This window comes from Clostridium sp. CTA-6 (assembly GCF_054768115.1).
In genome coordinates, this window is sequence record NZ_BAAAAU010000003.1 from 163,500 (window position 1) to 185,556 (window position 22,057).

A 22,057-nucleotide genomic window follows, 5' to 3' on the forward strand; every position below is an offset into this window, starting at 1 on the left:
ATAAACACTATCTTGGAATTACTAATCCTGTATGTTTATGATATGTGTAAGGGCAATTTCTTAGTGAATTTTCATCTCTTGTAAAGCTTGAACAATAAGCTGCCCTTTTTGTTGTATTACACTGACAAGAGCCTTTGCTTGTACATCCACTTCCTGCTTGAACTAATGCTATATGACAATCACTTGCATAAAAATTCCTTACGGCTTTAGCTTTGTCAGCAGCACTTCCAGTTCTCCAGTTATAATGTACATCATCTGTAAGTTGTCCATTAAATCTATTACAATGAACTGTATCTCCAGTATAATATTTATCTCCATAGCCTTTTCTAGCACTAGCTTTTAAAGATCTAGCATTATGAAGATCCTTACCACATGAATCTTCTAACTGATCCATTTTCTCCAGAAGTTCTCCAGAACTAACTCTAAAGACAGATTCTGATTTATTTGAACTTGTTTGTTTAATATCTGTTGTAAAAAAATTGTCTGATACTATAGCTCTATTTTCTCCATTAACTGCACTCATGTTTTTAGCCTTCATATTACTATGGTTTGACTGTTTATTTAATTTAGAAATTAATTTAGTATTTTTAGGTATTATTATAGTTCCTTTTGAACTAACTTCTACTGGATTACCATCGGCATACAAAGTAAGTCCTTTCTCAGTAGATGGTTGAATTCTAGTTCTAATTTTCACTTCAACAGAATCTTCTAAATACTTTATTTCAGCCTTTAAAGACTCTCTTAAAAATTTCGTATCTTCATTTGTAAACACTTCTTCAAAAACATTCTTACTAAACTTATCTGTAGTTTCAGTATATACCTGTACCTCCTTAGTATCTTTCTCCTTAGCATAAGATACTGATGGCACACTAGCTATTAATGACAAGTTCAAAGTTAGTCCAAGAATCAATTTGCATATTTTTTTAATTCTCATAACAATTCCCCCTATCCATGGTAAATAATACCATATTATCTATTATAAGTAAAGATATATTTTGTTCATATCCCTTGGGGGAACATTTTTATTTTATTTTTAATGGTATTCCGCAGGTTACTAAATAAACCTCATCACTTAAAGAGGCTATAAATTTATTTATAATACCTTGAAAATCTCTAAATATTCTACCTAATTTATAAGCTGGCACAATACTATAACCCACCTCATTAGTAACTAATATTATATCTTTTTTTTCTTCATTTACTGATATTATTAAATCGTAAAATTCTTTTTTAATACTTTCCAAAATCCTATCTAACTCTTCCTCTTTAATATTTTCATAATCTATTTCTTTATGAAACATTAGGTTTGTTGTCATTACAGTTACACAATCTAATAAAATGTTTTTCTCATTATAATGTTTTATTATTTTTCCTAAATCCTTATATCCTTCATAGGTTCTCCATGCACTATTTCTTCTTTTCTTATGTTTTTCTACCCTATGTTCCATTTCCTTATCTGTAATCTTTGCCGTAGCTATGTACAAAACACTTTCCTCATTTTCAAGTAAGCTTTCTGCAAATTCACTTTTACCGCTTCTTACGCCACCTGTTATTAATACAATTTTATTTTTTTCCTTCATATTTACTTCTCCATTCTAATACTTATGTAAAAAATATTTAGCACTTTTCAAATGCTTATTCTTCATGTAAAACTATTTAGTTATATTTAGCAATCATTTGATTTTTATATTTTCATTTAAAAGATATTTGTAATAGAAAAACTGTTTTGTATTTATTATAACAAATACAAAACAGTTTAATAAACTTATGAAGTTATTCTTATACTTAATAATTTTTGTATTAAAGTTTACAAATTTCAATTGGAATATTACATACAAAATACATAAATAAATTATATATTGCTATTTCCCTTTTATTATTCCCACTGCTACTCCTATGATGCTTGCTCCCTCTTCTAGTATTTCTATAGGTTTATATTTTTTATTTTCTGGCATAAGTACTGCTCCAGATTTTTTTATTAATAACCTTTTAAGGGTTGCACTGCCCTCTAAGTTAACTGCTACTATATCTTTATTTTCAGCCATTTGTTGCCTCTTTATTACCACATGATCCCCATCTTCTATGTTAGCACCTATCATACTATCACCTTTTACCTTTAATATGAAGCAATCTTTAATACCCCTTACCCAATATTTAGGTATATTAAATTCTCCTTCTACACAAGGATTCATAAGTATAGGCTCTCCTGCTGCTATATCATTAAATACTGGTAGTTTTGCTAATTCATCCTCTTTATACTCTTCTTTACCACCTTGATCTTCCACAATTATTTCTTCATTACTACCTAGATCTCTGAAAAATTCATAAGATCTTCTATGCTTTATATCTACATATTCAAACTTATCCATAAAACTGTTTGAAACTTTTTTTGTAATTTTGTAATCATCTATATCTTTAATATCCATAGATATTTTTTTATTTAAATTAAATCTTTTAAATTCAAAACCTAATTGAAGATTATTTAATTTCCGTCCCTTAGTTATCCATCCTTTAGGATTTGAACTTTTCTCTTTATCTGCAACAAATAGTATGCTTGAATATATATTTTTTCTTCCTAAAGCCTCTATAAATTTTAATTCTAGTTTAGTAAAATTTTGTGCCTCATCTACTATTATGTGATTAAATGTATTTTCTTTATTTTGAAAAGCTTCTTTTAATGCTATATATACTACATCACTATAGTCCACCAAATTTTTATCCTTTAATTTTTTATTATATAAAAGCATAATTTTAAATATTGCTTCTCTAATTTTTGAGTTTTTTATAATTCTTTGAGGACCTTCACCTTTTTTTGTTTTTCTACCTATTCTATCTGCATTTTTATATTCCTCTAAATCATAATACATACAATCTTTCATCCATTGTATTTCTTCTAAAAAGAATTTACTATATTTTATATCTATATATTTTAAATTTTTGTATTCAGCTTTTACATCATTTATACATTCTTCAATTATAGTTCGCTTTTCTTTTTCACTTGCTATTTTACATTGTAGATTATTATTTTCTATGTACTCCCAAAAATACTTGTTTATAATTTTATATATAACACTAAAATATAACTTGTCCTCAATATAAGAAAATAAAGTAATGTATTGAACTCCTGTTTTTTCTGCATCATTATATATGTTCTTAATATGATTTAAATTTTCTTCATGTTTTGATAGTATTAATACTTTATCTTTATCATACATACAATATTGATTTTTTAAATAAATGCCTCTATATATAGCTGCAGTAGTTTTTCCAGTACCTACTGCTCCTTTTAATAATCCATATCCTAAATGTTTACTTTTAACTATTCTATTTTGTCCACTTTCTAGTTTCATTTTTTCACCTCCTTATCCCATTTTTCACCTCAAAGCCATTATATATAACACTTTGGCCAAAATTTTAATTATTATAATAGCAATGCCATTACATAACCACTTGTATAAGAACCATCTGATAGCATCTTGTCATTTCTTAATGTACCTTCTATTTCAAAACCCAATTTTAGATATAAGCTTATTGCTCTATAATTATTTATATCAACTTCAAGTGTAATTCGTAATATACCATTTTCTTTTGCCCATTGAATTCCTGATTTCATTAAATTTTTACCTATACCCATCCCACAATATTCTTTCTCAACTGCTAGTCCAAATTGAGCAGAATGTCTTATTTTTTTATTGGTATTTCCATTCAAGCTACATACTCCAACTATTCTACCATCAACTTCTGGTACAATTAATAAATCTACTTGTGAATCTATTTGACTTTGAATAAATTCTTTCTCTTCTTTAATAGTTAAGCAAACTTCATCCGGATCCTTTAACAAAAAGTCTGTTTCTTGATTTACTTTTTTAATAACATTAATCAACTGCTCAGCATCTTGGACCTCTGCATGTCTTATAATAATTGTTTTACCATTAATATTATATTTAGATTGTTTTATTTTCCCCATTTTTATCCTCCTATCCCGTAATTTATATTTTAATTTAATACTAATTATATTCACAAAAACAACTAAATACAATATTATCTTATATACATTATACCAAATAACAATTCTTTTTAAACTTACTTATAAAGGATTTAATAGCATTTATTTGTTATTATAAATTAAAAACTATTATAGAAATGTCCTCAAATAATAATTTCCCCAGATTACCATGAAACCTATTTAGGAACTAAAATTAAATTATATTCCATTTTTAAAGAAATAGGAGTATCACAGCAGATAGTCATGGCATAAAAATATAGGCTACTAAGAATAAAATACTTAGTAACCAATCCATAATCTATTTAATTTTCTTACTTAATTTAAAACATATATACTTAAGGCAATTTCTAAGCTTTAAAATTTTATCTAGGTTAAAACAAAGTATAATTTTATTATATATATTTCTACAATTACAAAATAATAAAATATACTTGCTCTAATTTTTATTTCCTCTCTTTTTCCCCACATAATACATATCACTAATATTCTTTATAAAATTAAAATTATCTATCTGTGATGCTTTTTTATAACATTGCATTGCTTTTTTATAGTCCTTTATTACTCCTTTTCCCTCATAATACATACTTCCTATATTCCTCATAACTCCAGAGTTACCTTCTTTATAGGATTTTTCATACCAATACATCGCTTCTTTATAATCTTGTTTTACTCCCTGTCCATTATAATACATAAATCCTATATTACCCATAGCAGTAAAATTCCCTGCCTGTGATGCTTTGCTATACCACTCCATTGCCTTTTTATAATCTTGTTCTACTCCTTTTCCCTTATAGTACATGAAACCTATATTGTTCATAGAAGTAGAATTACCTTTATCTGATGCTTTTTTATACCAATGCATTGCTTCTTTATAGTTCTGTTCCTTATAATACATTTCACCTATACTATTCATAGCAAATATTTCTTCTTTATCTACTAAACACCTTAATGTATTCATTGGATCTGAATTATAAAGCTTTATTTTGAAATTTTTATCTAAACTTTTGGATTGAATGTAATAATCTCTTATTAAAAGTTTTTTATTAAAAATGTCTAATCTTCCATTTAAAATATAATATAAATTTTCTTTACATAAAGTTTTTGCCTCATATCTATCAATTTCTATATATGCCTTAGTATTTAAAATATATTCTTTTATCCAATCATAATAGTTGATTGTAATAGGCATTTCGTTTTTATTAATATCATACTTATTTTTATTAAGTTTAATCATCCCTATTGGAATAGGTTTTTTAGAATAAATAATATTTCTATATTTTTCATAACTTTCGTAGTAGGATATATCTAATACTACAGCATGAACTTTGCATTTATTATTATTCACTTCAATATAAATATTGTTAATATCAATGCAAATTTTATCATCTATAATATCTAATTTTGAAAATACAGTATACTTCTCTTCTTCAATGGATAAATTTTCAAACTCAGCTTTTTCTATATATAACATATCTATAATTGGTATTTTAATTTGAATTGATTTATATATAGAAAATGGAAATGCAACAACCTTATCTGTCTCATTAATATTAGACTCTTCTATAAATATTCTACCTAAACTAAATATCTCATGGTCCTTTATTCTTTTATAAAACTCTTCCTTTGTTTCAAATACATCCTGCTCATATCTATTAACATCAGTGTTATTTTCTTCTTTAAAAAATTCTTCATTGTTTATAGTAAATGGTTTTATAATGGTTTCATTTTCAATATTTTTTTCTGTATCATTATATGATTTACTTTTAATATATTTATTAAACATATCCTTATCTTTTGGTATCATATTACTTAAATCAACTTTTCTATAGTCCCTTTTTCCATACTCTATTGCAAACCATACCAATATTTCAAACATTTTATCTAAAAATGACTTCGCTATAATTTGATCAGAATAGTCCTCATAAATAGCTTTATTGGAAACAACTATTATTTTATAAAATAAATCTACCATATAAGAATTTAATTTGTTACAATCTTTTAATAAATTTATTGAATCCAATAATTCAGTATTTGCTTCAATATGATTTTCCTTTAATATGTATTTTGTTATTAGTTCTACTGTCTGTGCTAATTTAATTAATGTTGTATTAGAATCTTTCTTTGATTTTTCTTCTGCATTACATATAGCTTGATATATTTCAGGCCATTCTATTTTTAAAAAACTGAATCTATCCAAATTAAACACCTCTAAATATATTATCTATTAAATCATTATATTCCCTATAAAATTATTATATTATAACTTAATAATTATGTTATTAATAAATCCATAGAGTTTTATATTTTACAATAAAAAAACTACTAAGTATACACAGCACTTAATAGCTTATAGAATTATATTGTATTCAATTTTTAAAGCTACTCTTGCAGCTTTACATTTTTATATATTTTTTATGTTTTTTTCATTGCCTTTATTGTATTCCAATTCTTTTCATTGATTTACTTAGTTTCCTTCCAATAAAAACTGCTACAACAGCTTTTATTAAATCCCCAGGTATAAAAGGTGCTGACCCTAATAAAAAAGCTTTTTTTATTCCTATAGAAGTAACTTCTCCAAGCCATGCTGAACCTAAAATATGTACTACTACAATTCCTCCAATAAAACAAGCTATTAACATATTAAATAAGGATTTATTTTTACGTACTAAAAGACTTATTATGATAGCTCCAATTAAAAATCCAATTAAATATCCTCCAGTTTTCCCTACAATAATACCAATTCCTGATCTTCCTCCAGAAAAAACTGGAATACCTATAATTCCCATTAATAAAAAAGTTACCATACTAAGAACTGCTTGAATTGGAGTTAAAACACATCCTGCTAACATAACTGCTAAACTTTGAGCTGTTATGGGTACTGGACTTATGGGCAATGGAATAATAATGTAACTTGAAACTCCTATAATAGTTGCAAATAATGCTGAATATATCATATCTCTTACTTCTAATTTTTTTGCCATATTTTATATCACTCCTATAAATACTATTTAAATGTGTAGACTATATTTCGTATTCAAAATTTATTATTAATAGTATATTATAAGAACAAACTATCGTCAACTTATTTTTTATTTAGGTTAACAATAAAATTTAAAATTTTTATATCTATTCCTAATTTACATTTTAAATTTTCCTATTTAATAAAACATAAACAAAATACAATATATAAAATATTATATTTATCTTATTACATTGTTTTTGAATAATAATTGGAGTAATAAATTAAAAGAATTAGCTGAATTACAATTAAGGCTACTGCAGGAATAATAAAAATCAACTTAGCTTTCATAACACCTAAAAAAATCGTATAGGACCAAAGCAAATAATTCATAATGTAAGATACCCTGTATGCGGATTTTTCTCTAATTTGAGTATTACGTTCATCCTTTACTTCAATATCTTTTTTCTTTTTTATTTCATCACATTCAACTGTAGAAACTATTAATTCTTGGATTAATGAACCTATTCCAAAAGCAGTACATACACTACCAATAGCCAAACATAATTTTCTAATTGTACCTTGATCGGAACTCTTAAATACAGATACTCCTAGTAATATTAAAATAATTCCTAATACACTGTTTATGCTAAATATTAATCTTTCCTTTTTCATATTTATTCCTCCTCATAAATAAATATATCTTCAATATTTTTATTAAAATACCTTGCAATTTTGAAGGCTAAAATAATAGATGGATTATATCTCCCATTCTCCAAGGAACTAATAGTTTGACGAGATACCTCTAAAATATCTGCTAGCTCTTCCTGTTTAATTCCTCGTTCTTTTCTTATTTCTTCTAACTTATTTTTCACATTTATTTTCCTCCTAATGTCAATCTCGCTTTACATTTTTATTTTAGTATATTTCTTAACCCATGTCAAGCAAACTTTACATGGATAATAACAATTAATTATAGAAATAGCTAAGCCATCACTTTGCTGTAATAAATTTACCATAAGAAAAGTAAACTTATTAATAAATGATGGCTCAGATATGATTATTACATTAGATTCAAAATTAATAATTATAATTATGGAATTCTGTAACCTATTATTTAACTTCTACAATCCATCCTTGTGGAGACTCTACCTCTCCAAATTGAATTCCATAAAGTGTATCGTAAAGTTTTTTGGTTATAGGTCCTACTTCTGTTTCACTGTGGAATACATGTAATTTTCCTTTATATTCTATTCCACCAATTGGAGTTATTACTGCAGCAGTTCCACAAGCACCAGCTTCTTTAAATTCATCTAAATTATCAATTAAAACATCTCTTTCTTCAACTTCCATCTTTAAATATTCTTTTGCAATATGAAGAAGGGAATACTTAGTTATACTTGGAAGAATTGATGGAGATTTTGGGGTAATAAATTTATTATCCTTTGTTATTCCAAAAAAGTTAGCTGCTCCAACCTCTTCTATTTTGGTGTGAGTAGCTGGATCGAGATAAATACAATCTGCAAATCCTTTTTTCACAGCTAATTCATGTGGATAAAGACTTCCAGCATAGTTACCACCAACCTTTACTGCACCGGTTCCGTATGGAGCTGCTCTATCATAATCTGATACTGTAAAGTTTACTGGCACCATACCACCTTTAAAATAAGGTCCTACTGGTATACAGAATATAGAAAATATATATTCAGCTGCCGGCTTAACACCAATATTATCTCCAACACCTATTACAAAAGGTCTAAGATACAACGTTGCTCCACTACCATAAGGTGGCACATAATGCTCATTTGCTTTAACAACTTTAATACATGCGTCTATAAATTTTTCAGTTGGAACTTCTGGCATTAAAATACGTTTACAACTATCTTGCATACGTTCTGCATTTCTATCTGGTCTAAAAAGTTGAATTTTATTATCTTTTGTACGATAAGCTTTTAATCCTTCAAAGCATTGTTGCCCATAATGAAGAGCAGTTGAAGATTCATTTATACTAATCATATTATCTTCAACTAATTGACCTTCATCCCATTTTCCATCTTTCCATCTTGATGTATAACGTAAATCTGTATTTATATAATTAAACCCCAGATTTCCCCAATCAATATTTACTTCTTTATTCATTCAAAGTACCTCCAAACTAAAAATATTTTTTCTAAGGCTTTTACTACAACTATAATTCCTAGTATCCTTATTTAGAATCTTTCATAAATATTTATTTTATATTTAACATTTATTCTTATGATTCTCATTTTTTTAAAATTTAATTCCTTAAAATTAATTTTATTTTAATTAATACATCCTTAGGTAATTTACAGATTAGATTGATTATCTTACTGGAGTTTCTTATGACAAAGGGTAATATTTGAAAAATAAAATAGACACGTTAAAAATTATCAATACCTAATTTTAAAAAATATTAAAAACTATCTTACTCTTGCTTCATTATAAATCTGTAGAAAATGGTTTATTATTTTTTTATTTAGGTTAACAATATATATGCTATTAATGATTTTTATTTTAATAAAATATTCTACTTAGGAAGCTTGACAATAAAGTCTGTACCTACTCCTTCATGGCTTGAGATTTCTATAGTTCCTTCACATATATCTATAATTCTTTTCACAAGTGCTAAACCTAATCCATTCCCCTCTGAATAATGTGAACTATCTCCCTGATAAAACTTTTCAAATACTCGGTCCTTAACCTCCTCAGACATGCCTATACCATTATCTTTTATTTTAATTAAAACTTCCTTATTTGTTTGTGTTAATGTTACCTGTATTGTTCCATTCTGATGGGAAAATTTAATGGCATTCCCTAAAATATTTTGCCATACTTGAGCTAACAATTCTTTGCTTCCAATGTAAGTAATATTGTCTAAATTAATATCTAAAGTTATATTTTTTTTTGTCCACTGATATTCAAATAATAAAATAGTTTGTCTGATTTGTTCATCTAAACAATATTTTTGTTCTAAAGGTAAAATCTTTTGATTTTCAAGTTCTGTTATTTGTAAAATATTCCCTGAAAGAGAAGATAATCTTTTTGTACTTATAAGTATTTTATGAATATATTCCTTACGTTCTTCATCAGATAATTCATCATCTTGTAGCAATGTAGCATAGCCTTCAATAGCTGAAATAGGAGTCTTAAATTCATGAGAAACATTGCTAATGAAATCATCTCTTAAGGTTTCAATATTACCTAGTTCATGAGTCATTATATTAAAGCTATGTGCCATTTCTCTTATTTCATCTGTCCAGCTATTTTCTGAAAGTCTAGTATTAAAATTTCCCTTAGCAACTTCTTTAGTTGCTTTGTTAAGATCAGAAATCGGGGATAGTACTTTTTTTCCTATAATTTGAGCAATCGCTGTGCTTACCATTATACTGATAATACCTAACCAACCTAATAAAATTAAAGGATTAGGTTGAGTAAATACATTAAAACGAGAAAGAAATACCACTACTAAGCCACTAATAACAACAGCCGAAGTAACAATAAAAAAAACTATTAAAGAAAAAGCAACTACCATTTTAACGGATATTTTATTATTCATCACTGTTTAACCACCTTATAACCTAATCCTCTAATTGTAATAATATTGAAGTCTTTATTGTATTTAAACCGCTCTCGTAATCTATTTATATGAACATCAACTGTCCTTGGATCTGTTTCAGATTCTATGCCCCATATTTCATCCATTAATTGTTGTCGTGTAAAAATCTTATTAGGTGTGGATACAAGTTTATAAATTAAATAAAACTCTTTTTGGGGTAATACTAGCTCCTTATTATTATATTTAGCACTTAGAAAGTCATATAAGAATGTTGTTTCACCTATTACAATTCTTCGTTCATTGATTATTTGGGATCGTCTAAGCAAAGCACCTACACGTAAAATCATTTCATTTACATCAATAGGTTTCACCATATAATCGTCCGTACCTACTCTAAAACCTTCTTGTTTATCAGAAAATGTTTCTTTTGCAGTAATCATTAATATAGGCACATTATTATTTGACTCTCTTATTAATTTTGTGAGGGTATAGCCATCCATATTCGGCATCATTATATCTGAAATAATTAAGTCTATGTACTCTTTATATAATATATCTAATGCACTGTCTCCATCTTTAGCTTCAATGGATTTATATCCATTTTTATTAAGTACTGTACAAAAAAGTTTGCGCAAAGCTGGGTCATCTTCTACTACTAATACTTTAAACATTATCTAGGCCTCCTTTTTAATAGGTTGTAAATTATAACACATTTTTATTCTTCTTAAAAACTTTATCAAATAAATATAAACTGCATATAAACAGAGTTCTTGGCTTCAGAAGGAGTTTTTACTCCCTCTGAAGCTTATTAACAGAATTCTTAGGAGTTTTACTCCTTAGAAGTCGTTATCCTTTAGGGGAAATCGTTATCCAGGGACGTATCCGCTCTTTACTCCCACTTTGAAGAAGATGGGAGTATTAGAGCGGGTAGTCATCGGATAAACTCACCAGTTTACATTCAGTTTAAAAACTTTATATATACTATGAAAGTAAATTGAAAGGAGATTAAACATGTTACAAATAAAAGATTTAAAAAAAGTTTATACAACAGGAGAATTTAAACAAACTGCACTTGATGGTGTTAGTATTGACTTTAGACAAAGTGAATTTGTTGCTATTTTAGGTCCAAGCGGTTCAGGTAAAACAACTTTATTAAATATGCTTGGAGGCTTAGACCAATATGATTCAGGAAATATGATTATTAATGGCTTATCCACCAAAAAATTTGGTGAATCTGATTGGGATACATATCGTAATAATAGTGTAGGATTTATCTTTCAAAGTTATAATCTTATCCCACATTTAAGTATTGTAGATAATGTAGAAATGGGTATGACCCTTTCTGGGGTACCAAAATCAGAAAAAAGACAAAAGGCCACTTACGTTTTAGAGAAAGTTGGTTTAGGTAATCATATACATAAAAAGCCTAATCAATTATCTGGAGGACAAATGCAACGTGTTGCCATTGCTCGTGCATTAGCAAATGATCCTGAAATTATTCTTGCTGATGAACCAACAGGGGCTCTAGATACTCAAACAAGCCAACAAATAATGGATTTAATTAAAGAAATCGCAAAAGATAAACTTGTGATTATGGTAACTCATAATCCTGAATTAGCAGAAGAATATGCTGATAGAATTGTAAGTTTTTCCGATGGTAAAATTGTTTCCGATACCAATCCATTTGTATCAGAAAATAACTCAAACGATTATAAGCCTAAAAAAACAAGTATGAATTTCCTTACAGCACTTAAGCTATCTGGAAATAATATTGTTACTAAAAAATGGCGAACAGCACTTACTGCCTTTGCATCCAGTATAGGAATTATTGGTGTTGCCCTTGTTTTATCTCTATCAAATGGATTTAATAAACAAATAAATGAATTTGAAAAAGATTCTCTTTCCAACTATCCAATAAGTATTGAGCAGAATTCAATGTCTCTTGGAATGTCTCCATCTTCCAAATCCAAGGACAAGGAAAAAACTGAATTTCCTAATAAATCAATGATTTATCCATATGATTCAAGTAAAGATGCTGCTGTTCATGCTAATGCAATTTCAACTGAATATGTAGATTACATCAAAAAAATAGATTCCAGTTTAATTAATGGAATTTCTTACACAAGAAATGTAAATATGAATATATTGAAAAAGCAAGATGGCAAAGTAGTAAGCATGAATACTTCAGCCGCTGCATTCTCTACATATCCTTCAAAAGGTGATAGTTTTAAAACAGACTATTTAAAATCATACTATGATGTATTAGCAGGTAGTTATCCAAAAAATGAAAAAGAATTGGTTTTAGTTGTTGATAAATATAATCAAGTTGATACTAGTATCCTTGAAGCATTAGGTTTTAGTGCAGATTCTAAAAATATAAATTTTAATTCTATGATAGGAACAGAATATAAATTAATATATAATGACGATTATTATACTCAATCCGGTAAGTATTTTACAGTTAATGGAGATACTACAAACTTAGAAAATCTTTATAACAATAAAAATGCAATTACATTAAAAATTAGCAGTATCATTCGTATAAAGGAAGATGCTAATGTGTCTAATTTATCCACAGGTATAGTTTATTCAGACCAGTTAGCCCAAGACTTTATAGAGAATGCTAAAAACTCTAAAATTGTTCTTGCACAAAAAGAAGCAAAATATAATGTTATGAATGGTAATCTTCTAACAGAAAAGACTAGCACAACAACTGCAGCAGTTCATGGAGCACCTAACATGACAACCAATATTACATCTAATGTTGAAACTAAAGATGATGTACTTGCATCTTTAGGTGCTACGTCTTCTCCAACATCTATTTCAATTTATCCTGTCAATTTCGAGGCAAAAGATAATATTACTACTTATCTTGATGATTGGAATAAAAAACTAAAGGAAGAGGACCAAATTGTCTACACTGATATGGCATCTATGATTACTAGTTTGACTGGGAATATTATGGACGGTATTACCATTGTTTTAGTGGCTTTCGCTGGAATTTCTTTAGTTGTTTCTATGATTATGATAGGTATTATTATCTACATTTCTGTACTTGAAAGAACCAAAGAGATAGGTGTTTTACGTGCTTTAGGAGCAAGAAAAAAAGATATAACTCGAGTATTTAATGCTGAAACCTTTATCATCGGATTTTGTTCAGGTGGGCTAGGTATTGCCATCACATATTTATTAACTATTCCAGTAAATTCAATTTTATATAAATTTACTGACTTGAATAATGTTGCTCAATTAAATCCATTGCATGCAATTGCATTGGTTATAACTAGTATTGTTCTTACAATGATAGGTGGAGCAATACCATCAAAAATGGCAGCTAAAAAAGATCCTGTTATTGCTCTTAGAAGTGAGTAAATTTTTAAAAAACAAAAATATATTTTAAAAATAAAAAAGGGTGTCTCAAAATAAAAATAGCCTTAATTTTGAAACCGTAAATATAAATAATACATTCATAAAGCAATTCATTTTGCTAAGCAGTTCTAAATTTGACTTCATTAAAAATTTTTTACCCAATAGAGGCGCCTTCCTTGGCTTCACCACTGGCTCCTCACGTCCTGTGAGTAATTACAAAAATTTTAAATTCCGTCAAATTAAGAACTACTAAAGCTCATTCATATGTTTATTACATGTATTATTTATATTTACTATATTAAAATTAAGGCTATTTTGAGACATCCTCTTTTTAAATTTATTTTTCACATATTACTTCTAATATATTTTATTTAATACTTTGCTGTTTAAACCCTATATTATCAAAGCTAGTTATATTAATAGTATCCTGTTTTGTATCTACATATCTTATATTTACTTTGTCCCCTTCTTTAGTTATAGGCAGTTCATTAGATATAGATACACCAGCATTAAATATTTTATCTTTATGATCTTTTAATATAAATGTGTATATTGTAGAATTTCCTACCACATAAGAATTTATTCTTTCTATAGTATCTGTTACATTTTCTTCTTTTCCTGTAGAACCTACATTTATTAAATTTCCTTTACTTGCTAGGTTTTTAATGTAATTTGATTTACATTCTGTAATATTTTCTCCTGTTCCTATGATATTGTAGTCTGTTACAGAAATCATAGCAAACATTTTTGTTAAATCATTTTTATCATTTAAAGTTGTAAAGTAAGTAGGTATATTATCCACATTTATTAATATAGGAAAAGTAGATGTATATCCTAAATTTTGCACTTTACCCTCTGCAGATTTCATAGAAGCTGTTTCTGTAGCTCCTGCTATTTTAAATATTCTTGTCTGTTGAGTTCTTGTATCTATTAAAGCAAAACCTATGCTTGATTCATCCTTACCTACAGAAGTTAACCCTGTGTAATAATAACATTTACCATTATTATATATTACCCCTGTTCCTTCTGTAGTTTTTAACTTGTCTTGTCCTGAAAAATTAAAGAATCCCTTAATGTATTTCCCCCATTTTTTCAGATTATTCTCTACAAAAGATTGTGGTTGTATTCTATCTACCCATTTAGGAGTATTTTCCACAGTATATTTTTTAACTTCTCCTGTTTCTGGGTTAACTATGGCTGTTCCTACTGCTTTCTGCCCCGACATTCCCACCTTATTTTCATATATGGTAGCTGTATAATATGGATTTCCCTTATCATCTAATTCAAAAGTTAAATCTGTTATGCCTTTATTCATTGTTCCTTTCAAGTATATATGTCTTTTTAAATCATCATTTAAAAAACCCTTTGGTTGATATTTTATTTTTATATCCTTACCATTTAATTTTGTTACTAACTTTACATCCTTATCATCCGTTGCAGATACTGTTATATATCCTGGTGTGCTATCATTTAAAAGCCATTTCATAAAACCAGAATGTACTAAAGGCGCCACATAAAAAAGCTTACCATTCACATTTTGTAATGTTAAAGTACCAAGTTCCACTTTACTACCTAAAGAAGTTTCTTCCCCTAGTTTTTTATCTGCCAATAATTCTGCATATTTTTGATTTACTGTTGGAATTTCCTTTATATCAATTGGAGTTATATTCTTTGAAAACTCCTCATATTTAGGCGTTGGTAATAATTTCTTATAACTACTAGCTCTAAATATAGGTAAACTAATTATAAACATTATAATAAATAATCCTATTAATATAACAGGAATACCATATATTTTGGAACTTTCCTTACCTTTTTTTAAACTTACATTAATACTTAAAAGTAGTGCAATTATTATAAAAACAATATAAAAAGAATAAAATTTCACTGAAAAAACTGGCATTAAAAAATAAATTAGTGCCATAGAAATAATTAAAGATAGTACTATGAAACTCGAGCATATTTTTTTCCTCATAAAAAATCCTCCTAAAATTTTAAATAATATGTATAAGACTTTTCTAATTTATTTTTTTGAAAAGGCTTTTATTTGCATAATTTTTCATCCCAATATTTCCCTTATCAAAAACTATTTTCCCAATTATTTAATTAAACTTAACTCATTATTTTAATTATTATTGTAATAGTTTATAAAAATATATTCGAACTCCATATTAAACTAAATCACACAAAATTTAAAGTGCTAAAAGTAACTATTTAAACAAAATGTAAAGAATTTTTTTTATTTAAGGTAAAAGGATATATCACTCCGCAGCAACAGAAAGATTGTTAAAAAAATATCATGTTTTTTCAAGTAATTCAATGAATAATTATTACTTTTATGCATAATTATTAGTTAAGTTGAGTATTTTACCAAATTTATTCTTATAGCCTAAATATTTCATATTACAATATGTTTTTTCTATTTTTCTTACTTTTAATCTAGTTAACTACCAAATTCAATAAAAAAGATTGATATATGTTGACACAAGTTCTAAATCTTGGTACATTGTTGTTGTAAGTAATTGATAGACTTTTTCAATAAAATTTCATATTGTAAACGTTTATCATTGTTTATATTTTTATAATTCTTCGGCCGAATAGTTAATATTAAAATTATATGCGGGGTGCTAAATATGGAAACATTAAAAACAAAATATATTGATTTGCCTACTATGGCGAAATATTTAAAATCTGTTGGTCCAGAAACTGTTATGGAACGTCTTATCCCATATATGGAGGATGATTACAAACGCTGGGAATATTTTCAAAAGATGCCAAGAACAGCACATCACACCGATATAGGCGTTCTTGAATTAATGCCTATAGGTGATTCAGAAAAATATTCATTTAAATATGTAAATGGACATCCTGAAAATCCTAAACATAACTATTTAACAGTAATGGGTATCGGTCTTTTAGCAGAAGTATCAACTGGATTTCCGTTGCTTTTAAGCGAATTAACATTAACAACAGCTCTTCGTACAGCAGCTAATTCAGTAATGGGTGCAAAGTATTTAGCTAGACCTGATTCAAAGAAAATGGCATTAATCGGAAATGGTTGCCAAAGTGAGTTCCAAGCACTTGCTTTTCATCACATATTAGGTATAGACGAAATTTATTGCTACGATGTAGATCCAGCTGCTACTGACAAATTGATGGACAATCTGAAAAATATAAAAAATCTTAAATTAATAAAATGTAGCAGCACAAAAGAAGCGTGTAAAGGTGTTGACATTATAACAACTGTTACTGCAGACAAGAGAAATGCTATAGTTATTACACCAGATATGGTTGAACCAGGTATGCACATAAATGGCGTTGGCGGAGATTGCCCTGGAAAAACTGAATTAGATTCAGAAGTTCTTCATATGGGTGATGTATACGTTGAATTTGAACCTCAAAGTCGTATAGAGGGAGAAATTCAACATATGGACAAAGACTTTAAAGTAACTGAAATTTGTAATGTAATTAAAACTGGAAAGCCTATAGATAGAAAGCCTGGTGAAATCACTATTTTTGATTCAGTAGGTTTTGCTTTAGAAGATTTTTCAATGTTAAGATTAATGTATGACATTGCTAAAGAAGAAAATATCGGAGAGCCACAAATTCTTGTACCAAAATTAGAAAATCCTAAGGATTTATATAGTATGTTAAGATAAAAAAGTAAGAAAATTTATAGCAATAACTTCATAATTAAAAGGGGCTATCTCACAATGCATAAAAATGCAATATGAGAAGTCCCTTCTCTAGTTTATAGCCCATTTTTTTAGAAACTTAATAATTTATAATATAGTGGGAACTATTTTATAATATTTTTGTATAATAATTTATTTTAAGACAAACTCTTTTTTATAACCTTTTTTATAGCTCTTGAAAATTTCTATATCAATTATTTAAAAACAAATTGTTTGCATATTTTTATATGCCAGTGGACTTCTATTTAATTCTTATTAGTTTTTCCATGACACACCCTTCACCCTTTGGTATATGCAAATGACCTTCATCATCCAATTTATACTCCTTACCATCTAAAATAAATTTAGAATCTTTAGTATATCCATCTCCAAACCAATCACGATCATTGATTCCATTTCTTGTGGCTTCGATATCATACTCACCTGATATGATTCCATCATCCTGCATATAGAATTTATTTGAATAATTTCCACTTTTAACTTCAAACCATCCTGGTTTAATACCAACACTCTCCAAAGTTTCTTTTATCTCCTCTTTACTAAATGAAGACTGAGCACAATATCCTGTTTTATCACTTGCAAGATATGTAAATAATCTTCCTGCTCTAGCTACTTCCCCAGAATCTGAAGGACATAAAGAAAAATTATCTTTAATATCATCATAGGGCATATATACATTGCCTCCATCTCCAGCAGTAAATATAGCTGTTATTCCTGACTTTGTTTTCATTTTATTATATACTCCCTTTTCAAAATTCAAAACATTATCCACAGCCTTTACTGATTTAATTTCTTTTCCATTAATACTTTTTAATCTTGAAAGTAATTCTCTATTAGATAAAAACTCTTTTGCTCTATCAAAATCTATGTCATTCTTTATAAAATCAGAAGTTTCTCCATATATATTTGAATTCCTTCTATTATTTAAATTACTATATCCTGAAGAATACAAACTTCTATTTGATTTTAATAGCAGATCTGCATAATTTTTCATATAATTATTTAATCTCATTTTTTCACTTCCTTATTTATAAGTATTTTTATTACCTATTGTTAAAAAGCTTAGTTATATTTTTTAATTACTTTAAACCTTTTTAATGTTTATTTAGGTAATATAGGATATATATTTTCAAATAAAATTTCAGGTGTTAAATTATAATATATCTTTACATTATCTATAGTATAACTAAGCTTCTTGACATTATTTTCGTTATTTTTTATACAACTTAATGAATTTAGTACATATTATTCCTCATATTTAATATTAATCCATATCATTCTACTTTTTAGGAAAATATTAGTCTACATTAAAGTTATCATAAAAATAAAAACCCATAGAGAAAACTTTTTAAGGTTATTACTCTACAGGATAAATTTTTTAAAATACTAATACATGATAAGTTCTATCTGAAATAGCATGTCTAAAACAAATCATAATAACTAAACAAAAAACAAATTATATTAATATTTTTTACATTTCCAGTGGACCTCTATTTAATCCTTATTAGTTTTTCCATGACACACCCTTCCCCCTTTGGTATATGCAAATGACCTTCATCATCTAATTTATACTCCTTACCATCTAAAATAAATTTAGAATCTTTAGTATATCCATCTTTAAACCAATTACTTTTATTAATTCCATTTCTTTCGGCTTCTATTTGATATTCTGGATAAATATCGCCATCATCTAACATATAAAATTTATTTGAATAACTTCCACTTTTAACTTCAAACCATCCTGGTTTAATACCGACACTTCCTAATGTTTCTTTTATCTCCTCTTTACTAAATGAAGAATAAGCACAATATCCTGTTTTATCACTTGCAAGATATGTAAATAATCTTCCTGCTCTAGCTACTTCCCCAGAATCTGAAGGACATAAAGAAAAATTATCTTTAATATCATCATAAGGCATATATACATTGCCTCCATCTCCAGCAGTAAATATAGCTGTTATTCCTGACTTTGTTTTCATTTTATTATATACTCCCTTTTCAAAGTTCAAAACATTATCAACAGCCTTTACTGGTTTAATTTCTTTTCCATTAATACTTTTTAATCTTGAAAGTAATTCTCTATTAGATAAAAACTCTTTTGATCTATCAAAATCTATGTCATTCTTTATAAAATCAGAAGTTTCAGCATATATATTTGAATTCCTTTTATTATTTAAATTATTATATCCTGAAGAATACAAACTTCTATTTGATTTTAATAGCAGGTCTGCATAATTTTTCATATAATTATTTAATCTCATTATTTCGCTCCTTTATTTGTAAATATTCCCCTTACTTATTGTTAAAAAGCTTAGTTATATTTTTTAATTACCTTAAACCTTTTTAATGCTTATTTAGGTAATACAGGATATATATATTTAAATGTAATTTCAGGTGTTAAACTATAATATTCAGTATACTTTGATACATTTCCTTCAAGTTTAAACATCCATTTATTCTTAAGAATTTTCTTACTTATAACTGGAATATCTGCATAATAATTATACATTGCTGTAGAAGTCCAGTTACGATCGCTTTCTAACTTGATACTTCTATATTCACTAGTAGCTCTATTTTCCTTTCTTCCACTTATAGAAATATAGTGAACTATTGCTTCATTAGGTATAGAACTTATACTACTAAGATCATATGTTGCTTGTACTGATTTTTTATTTGGAGTTAAAGTACAAGAATTTTTAGCTTTGTAAGTATAATCTCCACGTTTGTAATTTGGACCACCTATAGAAAATCTATACTCTCCAGAGCGTAAAGGTGAAGTTACTTTAATATAATAATTGCCAGTCTTAGGAATTACAACTTTATATGCACTTTCTCCAAACACCATAACGTCTTGGTGATGATTTATACTCTTAATACGATTCATATTTTCATCATAAATATCAAATATACCAGTATCATTAAGTTGTGCACTATAAACTGTAAGTAAAGTACTATTATTTTCACTTAATAACACTTTATACCAATCTTCATCTGATTTATCTGAAATTTTTCCTGCTGCAACAAATTGTCCGGTATAATCTCCCTTAACAACGCCACTTGGATTAACATTATTCTTTTCCATCATCTGAGCTTGTTCCGGTGAATTATTTGGCTCTACTTCATCTAATACAGTACCTGCTGCTGCAACAGTAGTGCTAAAAAATAATATAAAACATAAACTCATAAAGAATGTATTTATTTTTTTCATTCTTAGTCCCCCTATTTCATCTTTTTATAATATAACTAAGCTTCTTGACATTATTTTCGTTATTTTTTTATACAACTTAATGAATTTAATACATATTATTCCTCATATTTAATATTACTCCATATGATTCTACTTTTTAGAAAGGTATTAAAATAAATTATGTTTATAACTTATTTACATGCCACAGGGACCTCTATACAATTAAGTTATTAAACATTATTAATATTTTTTAATCATGAGGAGGTTTTTATTAGAACTCTAAAATTAATTGGTATGATCGATATCCGTCATAAGCTAAATGAATATTTATTTCAATTTGGTGGACACATTGGATATAGTGTAAGAAAATCTGAAGGAAGAAAAGGATATGCAAAAGAAATGCTACACTTAGCTTTAGAAAAATGCAAAGATATGAATATAGAAAAAGTACTAATTACTTGTAGCAAAGAAAATATTTCATCGGCAAAAACTATTATCTACAATGGCGGTGTTCTTGAAAATGAAGTTTCAGAAGATAAAAGAATTACACAAAGATATTGGATTTCTCTATTTAAATAACAAAAACTAGCTTACTATATAAATATAATAAGTTAGTTTAACATAAAAACACCATATTATTTAAACTTAAACTTTACAGTGTTTTATAAATTGTTTATTTTTTCAGTTATTACGAAAAAAATATGTGCTATTAATAACCATAATATTTATTTGAATTGCTTGTACTACCTACATTCTTCATTATTTCTTGTTGATTCTTTCTATATGTGGCTTCCATATTCATTTGCTGTTTATACTCAAAATCTGTATTAGTGTTTTTTGCTGAATTATAGTTCCAGGATTTTTTGCCGTCAGATTTATTTGAATTTAGTAATCCATTTTGTTCTTCCGCTTCCTCAACAGGAACTTTATTTATTAAAACTTTCTTTCCTTCCTCATCTACCATATAAGTACAATAATAATTTCCTTGTCTTTCTGATACAACTTGTTTCTTCTTTTGTGATTCCTCTGTATCTTTTTCCTTACTTTGATGTTTTGACATTATAAAAGAATCATGAGGTTTTCTACTACAAGCATTGTTTATATTGCAACTCATTTTTACACCTCTCTAACATGATTATTTAGTATATAATTATCATCGATAAATAATTCAAAGAACTTAACCCATATAAGTAAAATAATACCATTCACCTCTTCATTGTAATGAATTATTAATTTCAACTTAAATAATATGAAAATATAGTAT

18 protein-coding genes and 1 pseudogene are annotated in these 22,057 nt (G+C 27.2%); 3 read left to right on the forward strand and 16 right to left on the reverse strand.

The window, feature by feature from the left end:
* Window positions 1–7: 7 nt before the first annotated feature.
* The 11 genes from ACYUDJ_RS06055 to ACYUDJ_RS06105 all read right to left on the reverse strand — a co-directional run bounded on the left by ACYUDJ_RS06055 (window position 8) and on the right by ACYUDJ_RS06105 (window position 11,213).
* A complete protein-coding gene (locus ACYUDJ_RS06055; protein ID WP_003489166.1) occupies window positions 8–934 on the reverse strand; it encodes a hypothetical protein in 927 nt (308 codons plus the stop codon).
* Between the two features lie 88 nt (window positions 935–1,022).
* Window positions 1,023–1,580: a bifunctional adenosylcobinamide kinase/adenosylcobinamide-phosphate guanylyltransferase gene (gene cobU / locus ACYUDJ_RS06060; protein WP_003489164.1), complete on the reverse strand. Its 558-nt coding sequence runs from the start codon at window positions 1,578–1,580 to the stop codon at window positions 1,023–1,025.
* 282 nt (window positions 1,581–1,862) lie between these two features.
* A complete protein-coding gene (locus ACYUDJ_RS06065) occupies window positions 1,863–3,350 on the reverse strand; it encodes a LexA family protein (RefSeq protein WP_003489163.1) in 1,488 nt (495 codons plus the stop codon).
* A 71-nt stretch (window positions 3,351–3,421) separates the two neighbouring features.
* On the reverse strand, window positions 3,422–3,967 hold the full coding sequence (locus ACYUDJ_RS06070) for a GNAT family N-acetyltransferase (protein ID WP_003489161.1): 546 nt from the start codon (window positions 3,965–3,967) through the stop codon (window positions 3,422–3,424).
* A gap of 475 nt (window positions 3,968–4,442) precedes the next feature.
* Window positions 4,443–6,203 carry a tetratricopeptide repeat protein gene (locus ACYUDJ_RS06075; protein WP_043031689.1) on the reverse strand — a complete coding sequence of 587 codons (1,761 nt, stop codon included), beginning with the start codon at window positions 6,201–6,203 and terminating at the stop codon, window positions 4,443–4,445.
* 235 nt (window positions 6,204–6,438) lie between these two features.
* Window positions 6,439–6,987: a biotin transporter BioY gene (locus ACYUDJ_RS06080; RefSeq protein ID WP_003489157.1), complete on the reverse strand. Its 549-nt coding sequence runs from the start codon at window positions 6,985–6,987 to the stop codon at window positions 6,439–6,441.
* 227 nt (window positions 6,988–7,214) lie between these two features.
* The gene (locus tag ACYUDJ_RS06085) at window positions 7,215–7,640 is read right to left on the reverse strand and encodes a hypothetical protein (RefSeq protein WP_003489155.1); all 426 of its coding nucleotides are present in this window, start codon (window positions 7,638–7,640) and stop codon (window positions 7,215–7,217) included.
* Window positions 7,641–7,642: 2 nt separating this feature from the next.
* Window positions 7,643–7,840, reverse strand: a complete 198-nt coding sequence (locus ACYUDJ_RS06090; protein ID WP_003489153.1) for a helix-turn-helix transcriptional regulator — start codon at window positions 7,838–7,840, stop codon at window positions 7,643–7,645.
* Between the two features lie 238 nt (window positions 7,841–8,078).
* Window positions 8,079–9,104, reverse strand: a complete 1,026-nt coding sequence (locus ACYUDJ_RS06095; RefSeq protein WP_003489151.1) for a branched-chain amino acid aminotransferase — start codon at window positions 9,102–9,104, stop codon at window positions 8,079–8,081.
* A gap of 409 nt (window positions 9,105–9,513) precedes the next feature.
* Window positions 9,514–10,542: a sensor histidine kinase gene (locus ACYUDJ_RS06100; RefSeq protein ID WP_003489150.1), complete on the reverse strand. Its 1,029-nt coding sequence runs from the start codon at window positions 10,540–10,542 to the stop codon at window positions 9,514–9,516.
* Complete coding sequence (locus tag ACYUDJ_RS06105; RefSeq protein ID WP_003489147.1) at window positions 10,542–11,213, reverse strand: response regulator transcription factor; 672 nt, start codon at window positions 11,211–11,213, stop codon at window positions 10,542–10,544. Before ACYUDJ_RS06105 ends, ACYUDJ_RS06100 begins: the two co-directional genes overlap by 1 nt.
* A gap of 340 nt (window positions 11,214–11,553) precedes the next feature.
* On the opposite strand from ACYUDJ_RS06105, the gene ACYUDJ_RS06110 reads away from it, so the two are divergent.
* Window positions 11,554–13,914, forward strand: a complete 2,361-nt coding sequence (locus tag ACYUDJ_RS06110) for an ABC transporter ATP-binding protein/permease (protein ID WP_003489145.1) — start codon at window positions 11,554–11,556, stop codon at window positions 13,912–13,914.
* A gap of 364 nt (window positions 13,915–14,278) precedes the next feature.
* Here ACYUDJ_RS06110 and ACYUDJ_RS06115 read toward each other — a convergent pair whose 3' ends face one another.
* Window positions 14,279–15,886, reverse strand: coding sequence for a hypothetical protein (locus tag ACYUDJ_RS06115; RefSeq protein WP_042386333.1), 1,608 nt, complete (start codon window positions 15,884–15,886; stop codon window positions 14,279–14,281).
* A gap of 658 nt (window positions 15,887–16,544) precedes the next feature.
* On the opposite strand from ACYUDJ_RS06115, the gene ACYUDJ_RS06120 reads away from it, so the two are divergent.
* Window positions 16,545–17,570: an ornithine cyclodeaminase gene (locus tag ACYUDJ_RS06120; protein ID WP_003489141.1), complete on the forward strand. Its 1,026-nt coding sequence runs from the start codon at window positions 16,545–16,547 to the stop codon at window positions 17,568–17,570.
* Between the two features lie 277 nt (window positions 17,571–17,847).
* Here ACYUDJ_RS06120 and ACYUDJ_RS06125 read toward each other — a convergent pair whose 3' ends face one another.
* The 3 genes from ACYUDJ_RS06125 to ACYUDJ_RS06135 all read right to left on the reverse strand — a co-directional run bounded on the left by ACYUDJ_RS06125 (window position 17,848) and on the right by ACYUDJ_RS06135 (window position 20,814).
* A complete protein-coding gene (locus ACYUDJ_RS06125; protein ID WP_042386331.1) occupies window positions 17,848–18,618 on the reverse strand; it encodes a hypothetical protein in 771 nt (256 codons plus the stop codon).
* 478 nt (window positions 18,619–19,096) lie between these two features.
* Window positions 19,097–19,867, reverse strand: coding sequence for a hypothetical protein (locus tag ACYUDJ_RS06130; RefSeq protein WP_042386329.1), 771 nt, complete (start codon window positions 19,865–19,867; stop codon window positions 19,097–19,099).
* 89 nt (window positions 19,868–19,956) lie between these two features.
* Window positions 19,957–20,814, reverse strand: a complete 858-nt coding sequence (locus tag ACYUDJ_RS06135; protein ID WP_043031686.1) for a hypothetical protein — start codon at window positions 20,812–20,814, stop codon at window positions 19,957–19,959.
* A 261-nt stretch (window positions 20,815–21,075) separates the two neighbouring features.
* On the opposite strand from ACYUDJ_RS06135, the pseudogene ACYUDJ_RS06140 reads away from it, so the two are divergent.
* Window positions 21,076–21,372, forward strand: a pseudogene (locus ACYUDJ_RS06140) (GNAT family N-acetyltransferase); the annotation flags it as partial.
* A gap of 130 nt (window positions 21,373–21,502) precedes the next feature.
* Here the strand turns inward: ACYUDJ_RS06140 and ACYUDJ_RS06145 are convergent.
* The gene (locus ACYUDJ_RS06145; RefSeq protein WP_003489130.1) at window positions 21,503–21,907 is read right to left on the reverse strand and encodes a hypothetical protein; all 405 of its coding nucleotides are present in this window, start codon (window positions 21,905–21,907) and stop codon (window positions 21,503–21,505) included.
* Between the last annotated feature and the right edge of the window lie 150 nt (window positions 21,908–22,057).

Coding starts and splice junctions, on each gene's coding strand:
- ACYUDJ_RS06055 (WP_003489166.1), bottom strand. CDS start 934: ATGAGAATTAAAAAAATATGCAAATTGATTCTTGGACTAACTTTGAAC.
- cobU (WP_003489164.1), bottom strand. CDS start 1,580: ATGAAGGAAAAAAATAAAATTGTATTAATAACAGGTGGCGTAAGAAGC.
- ACYUDJ_RS06065 (WP_003489163.1), bottom strand. CDS start 3,350: ATGAAACTAGAAAGTGGACAAAATAGAATAGTTAAAAGTAAACATTTA.
- ACYUDJ_RS06070 (WP_003489161.1), bottom strand. CDS start 3,967: ATGGGGAAAATAAAACAATCTAAATATAATATTAATGGTAAAACAATT.
- ACYUDJ_RS06080 (WP_003489157.1), bottom strand. CDS start 6,987: ATGGCAAAAAAATTAGAAGTAAGAGATATGATATATTCAGCATTATTT.
- ACYUDJ_RS06085 (WP_003489155.1), bottom strand. CDS start 7,640: ATGAAAAAGGAAAGATTAATATTTAGCATAAACAGTGTATTAGGAATT.
- ACYUDJ_RS06095 (WP_003489151.1), bottom strand. CDS start 9,104: ATGAATAAAGAAGTAAATATTGATTGGGGAAATCTGGGGTTTAATTAT.
- ACYUDJ_RS06100 (WP_003489150.1), bottom strand. CDS start 10,542: ATGAATAATAAAATATCCGTTAAAATGGTAGTTGCTTTTTCTTTAATA.
- ACYUDJ_RS06105 (WP_003489147.1), bottom strand. CDS start 11,213: ATGTTTAAAGTATTAGTAGTAGAAGATGACCCAGCTTTGCGCAAACTT.
- ACYUDJ_RS06110 (WP_003489145.1), top strand. CDS start 11,554: ATGTTACAAATAAAAGATTTAAAAAAAGTTTATACAACAGGAGAATTT.
- ACYUDJ_RS06115 (WP_042386333.1), bottom strand. CDS start 15,886: ATGAGGAAAAAAATATGCTCGAGTTTCATAGTACTATCTTTAATTATT.
- ACYUDJ_RS06120 (WP_003489141.1), top strand. CDS start 16,545: ATGGAAACATTAAAAACAAAATATATTGATTTGCCTACTATGGCGAAA.
- ACYUDJ_RS06125 (WP_042386331.1), bottom strand. CDS start 18,618: ATGAGATTAAATAATTATATGAAAAATTATGCAGATCTGCTATTAAAA.
- ACYUDJ_RS06130 (WP_042386329.1), bottom strand. CDS start 19,867: ATGAGATTAAATAATTATATGAAAAATTATGCAGACCTGCTATTAAAA.
- ACYUDJ_RS06135 (WP_043031686.1), bottom strand. CDS start 20,814: ATGAAAAAAATAAATACATTCTTTATGAGTTTATGTTTTATATTATTT.
- ACYUDJ_RS06145 (WP_003489130.1), bottom strand. CDS start 21,907: ATGAGTTGCAATATAAACAATGCTTGTAGTAGAAAACCTCATGATTCT.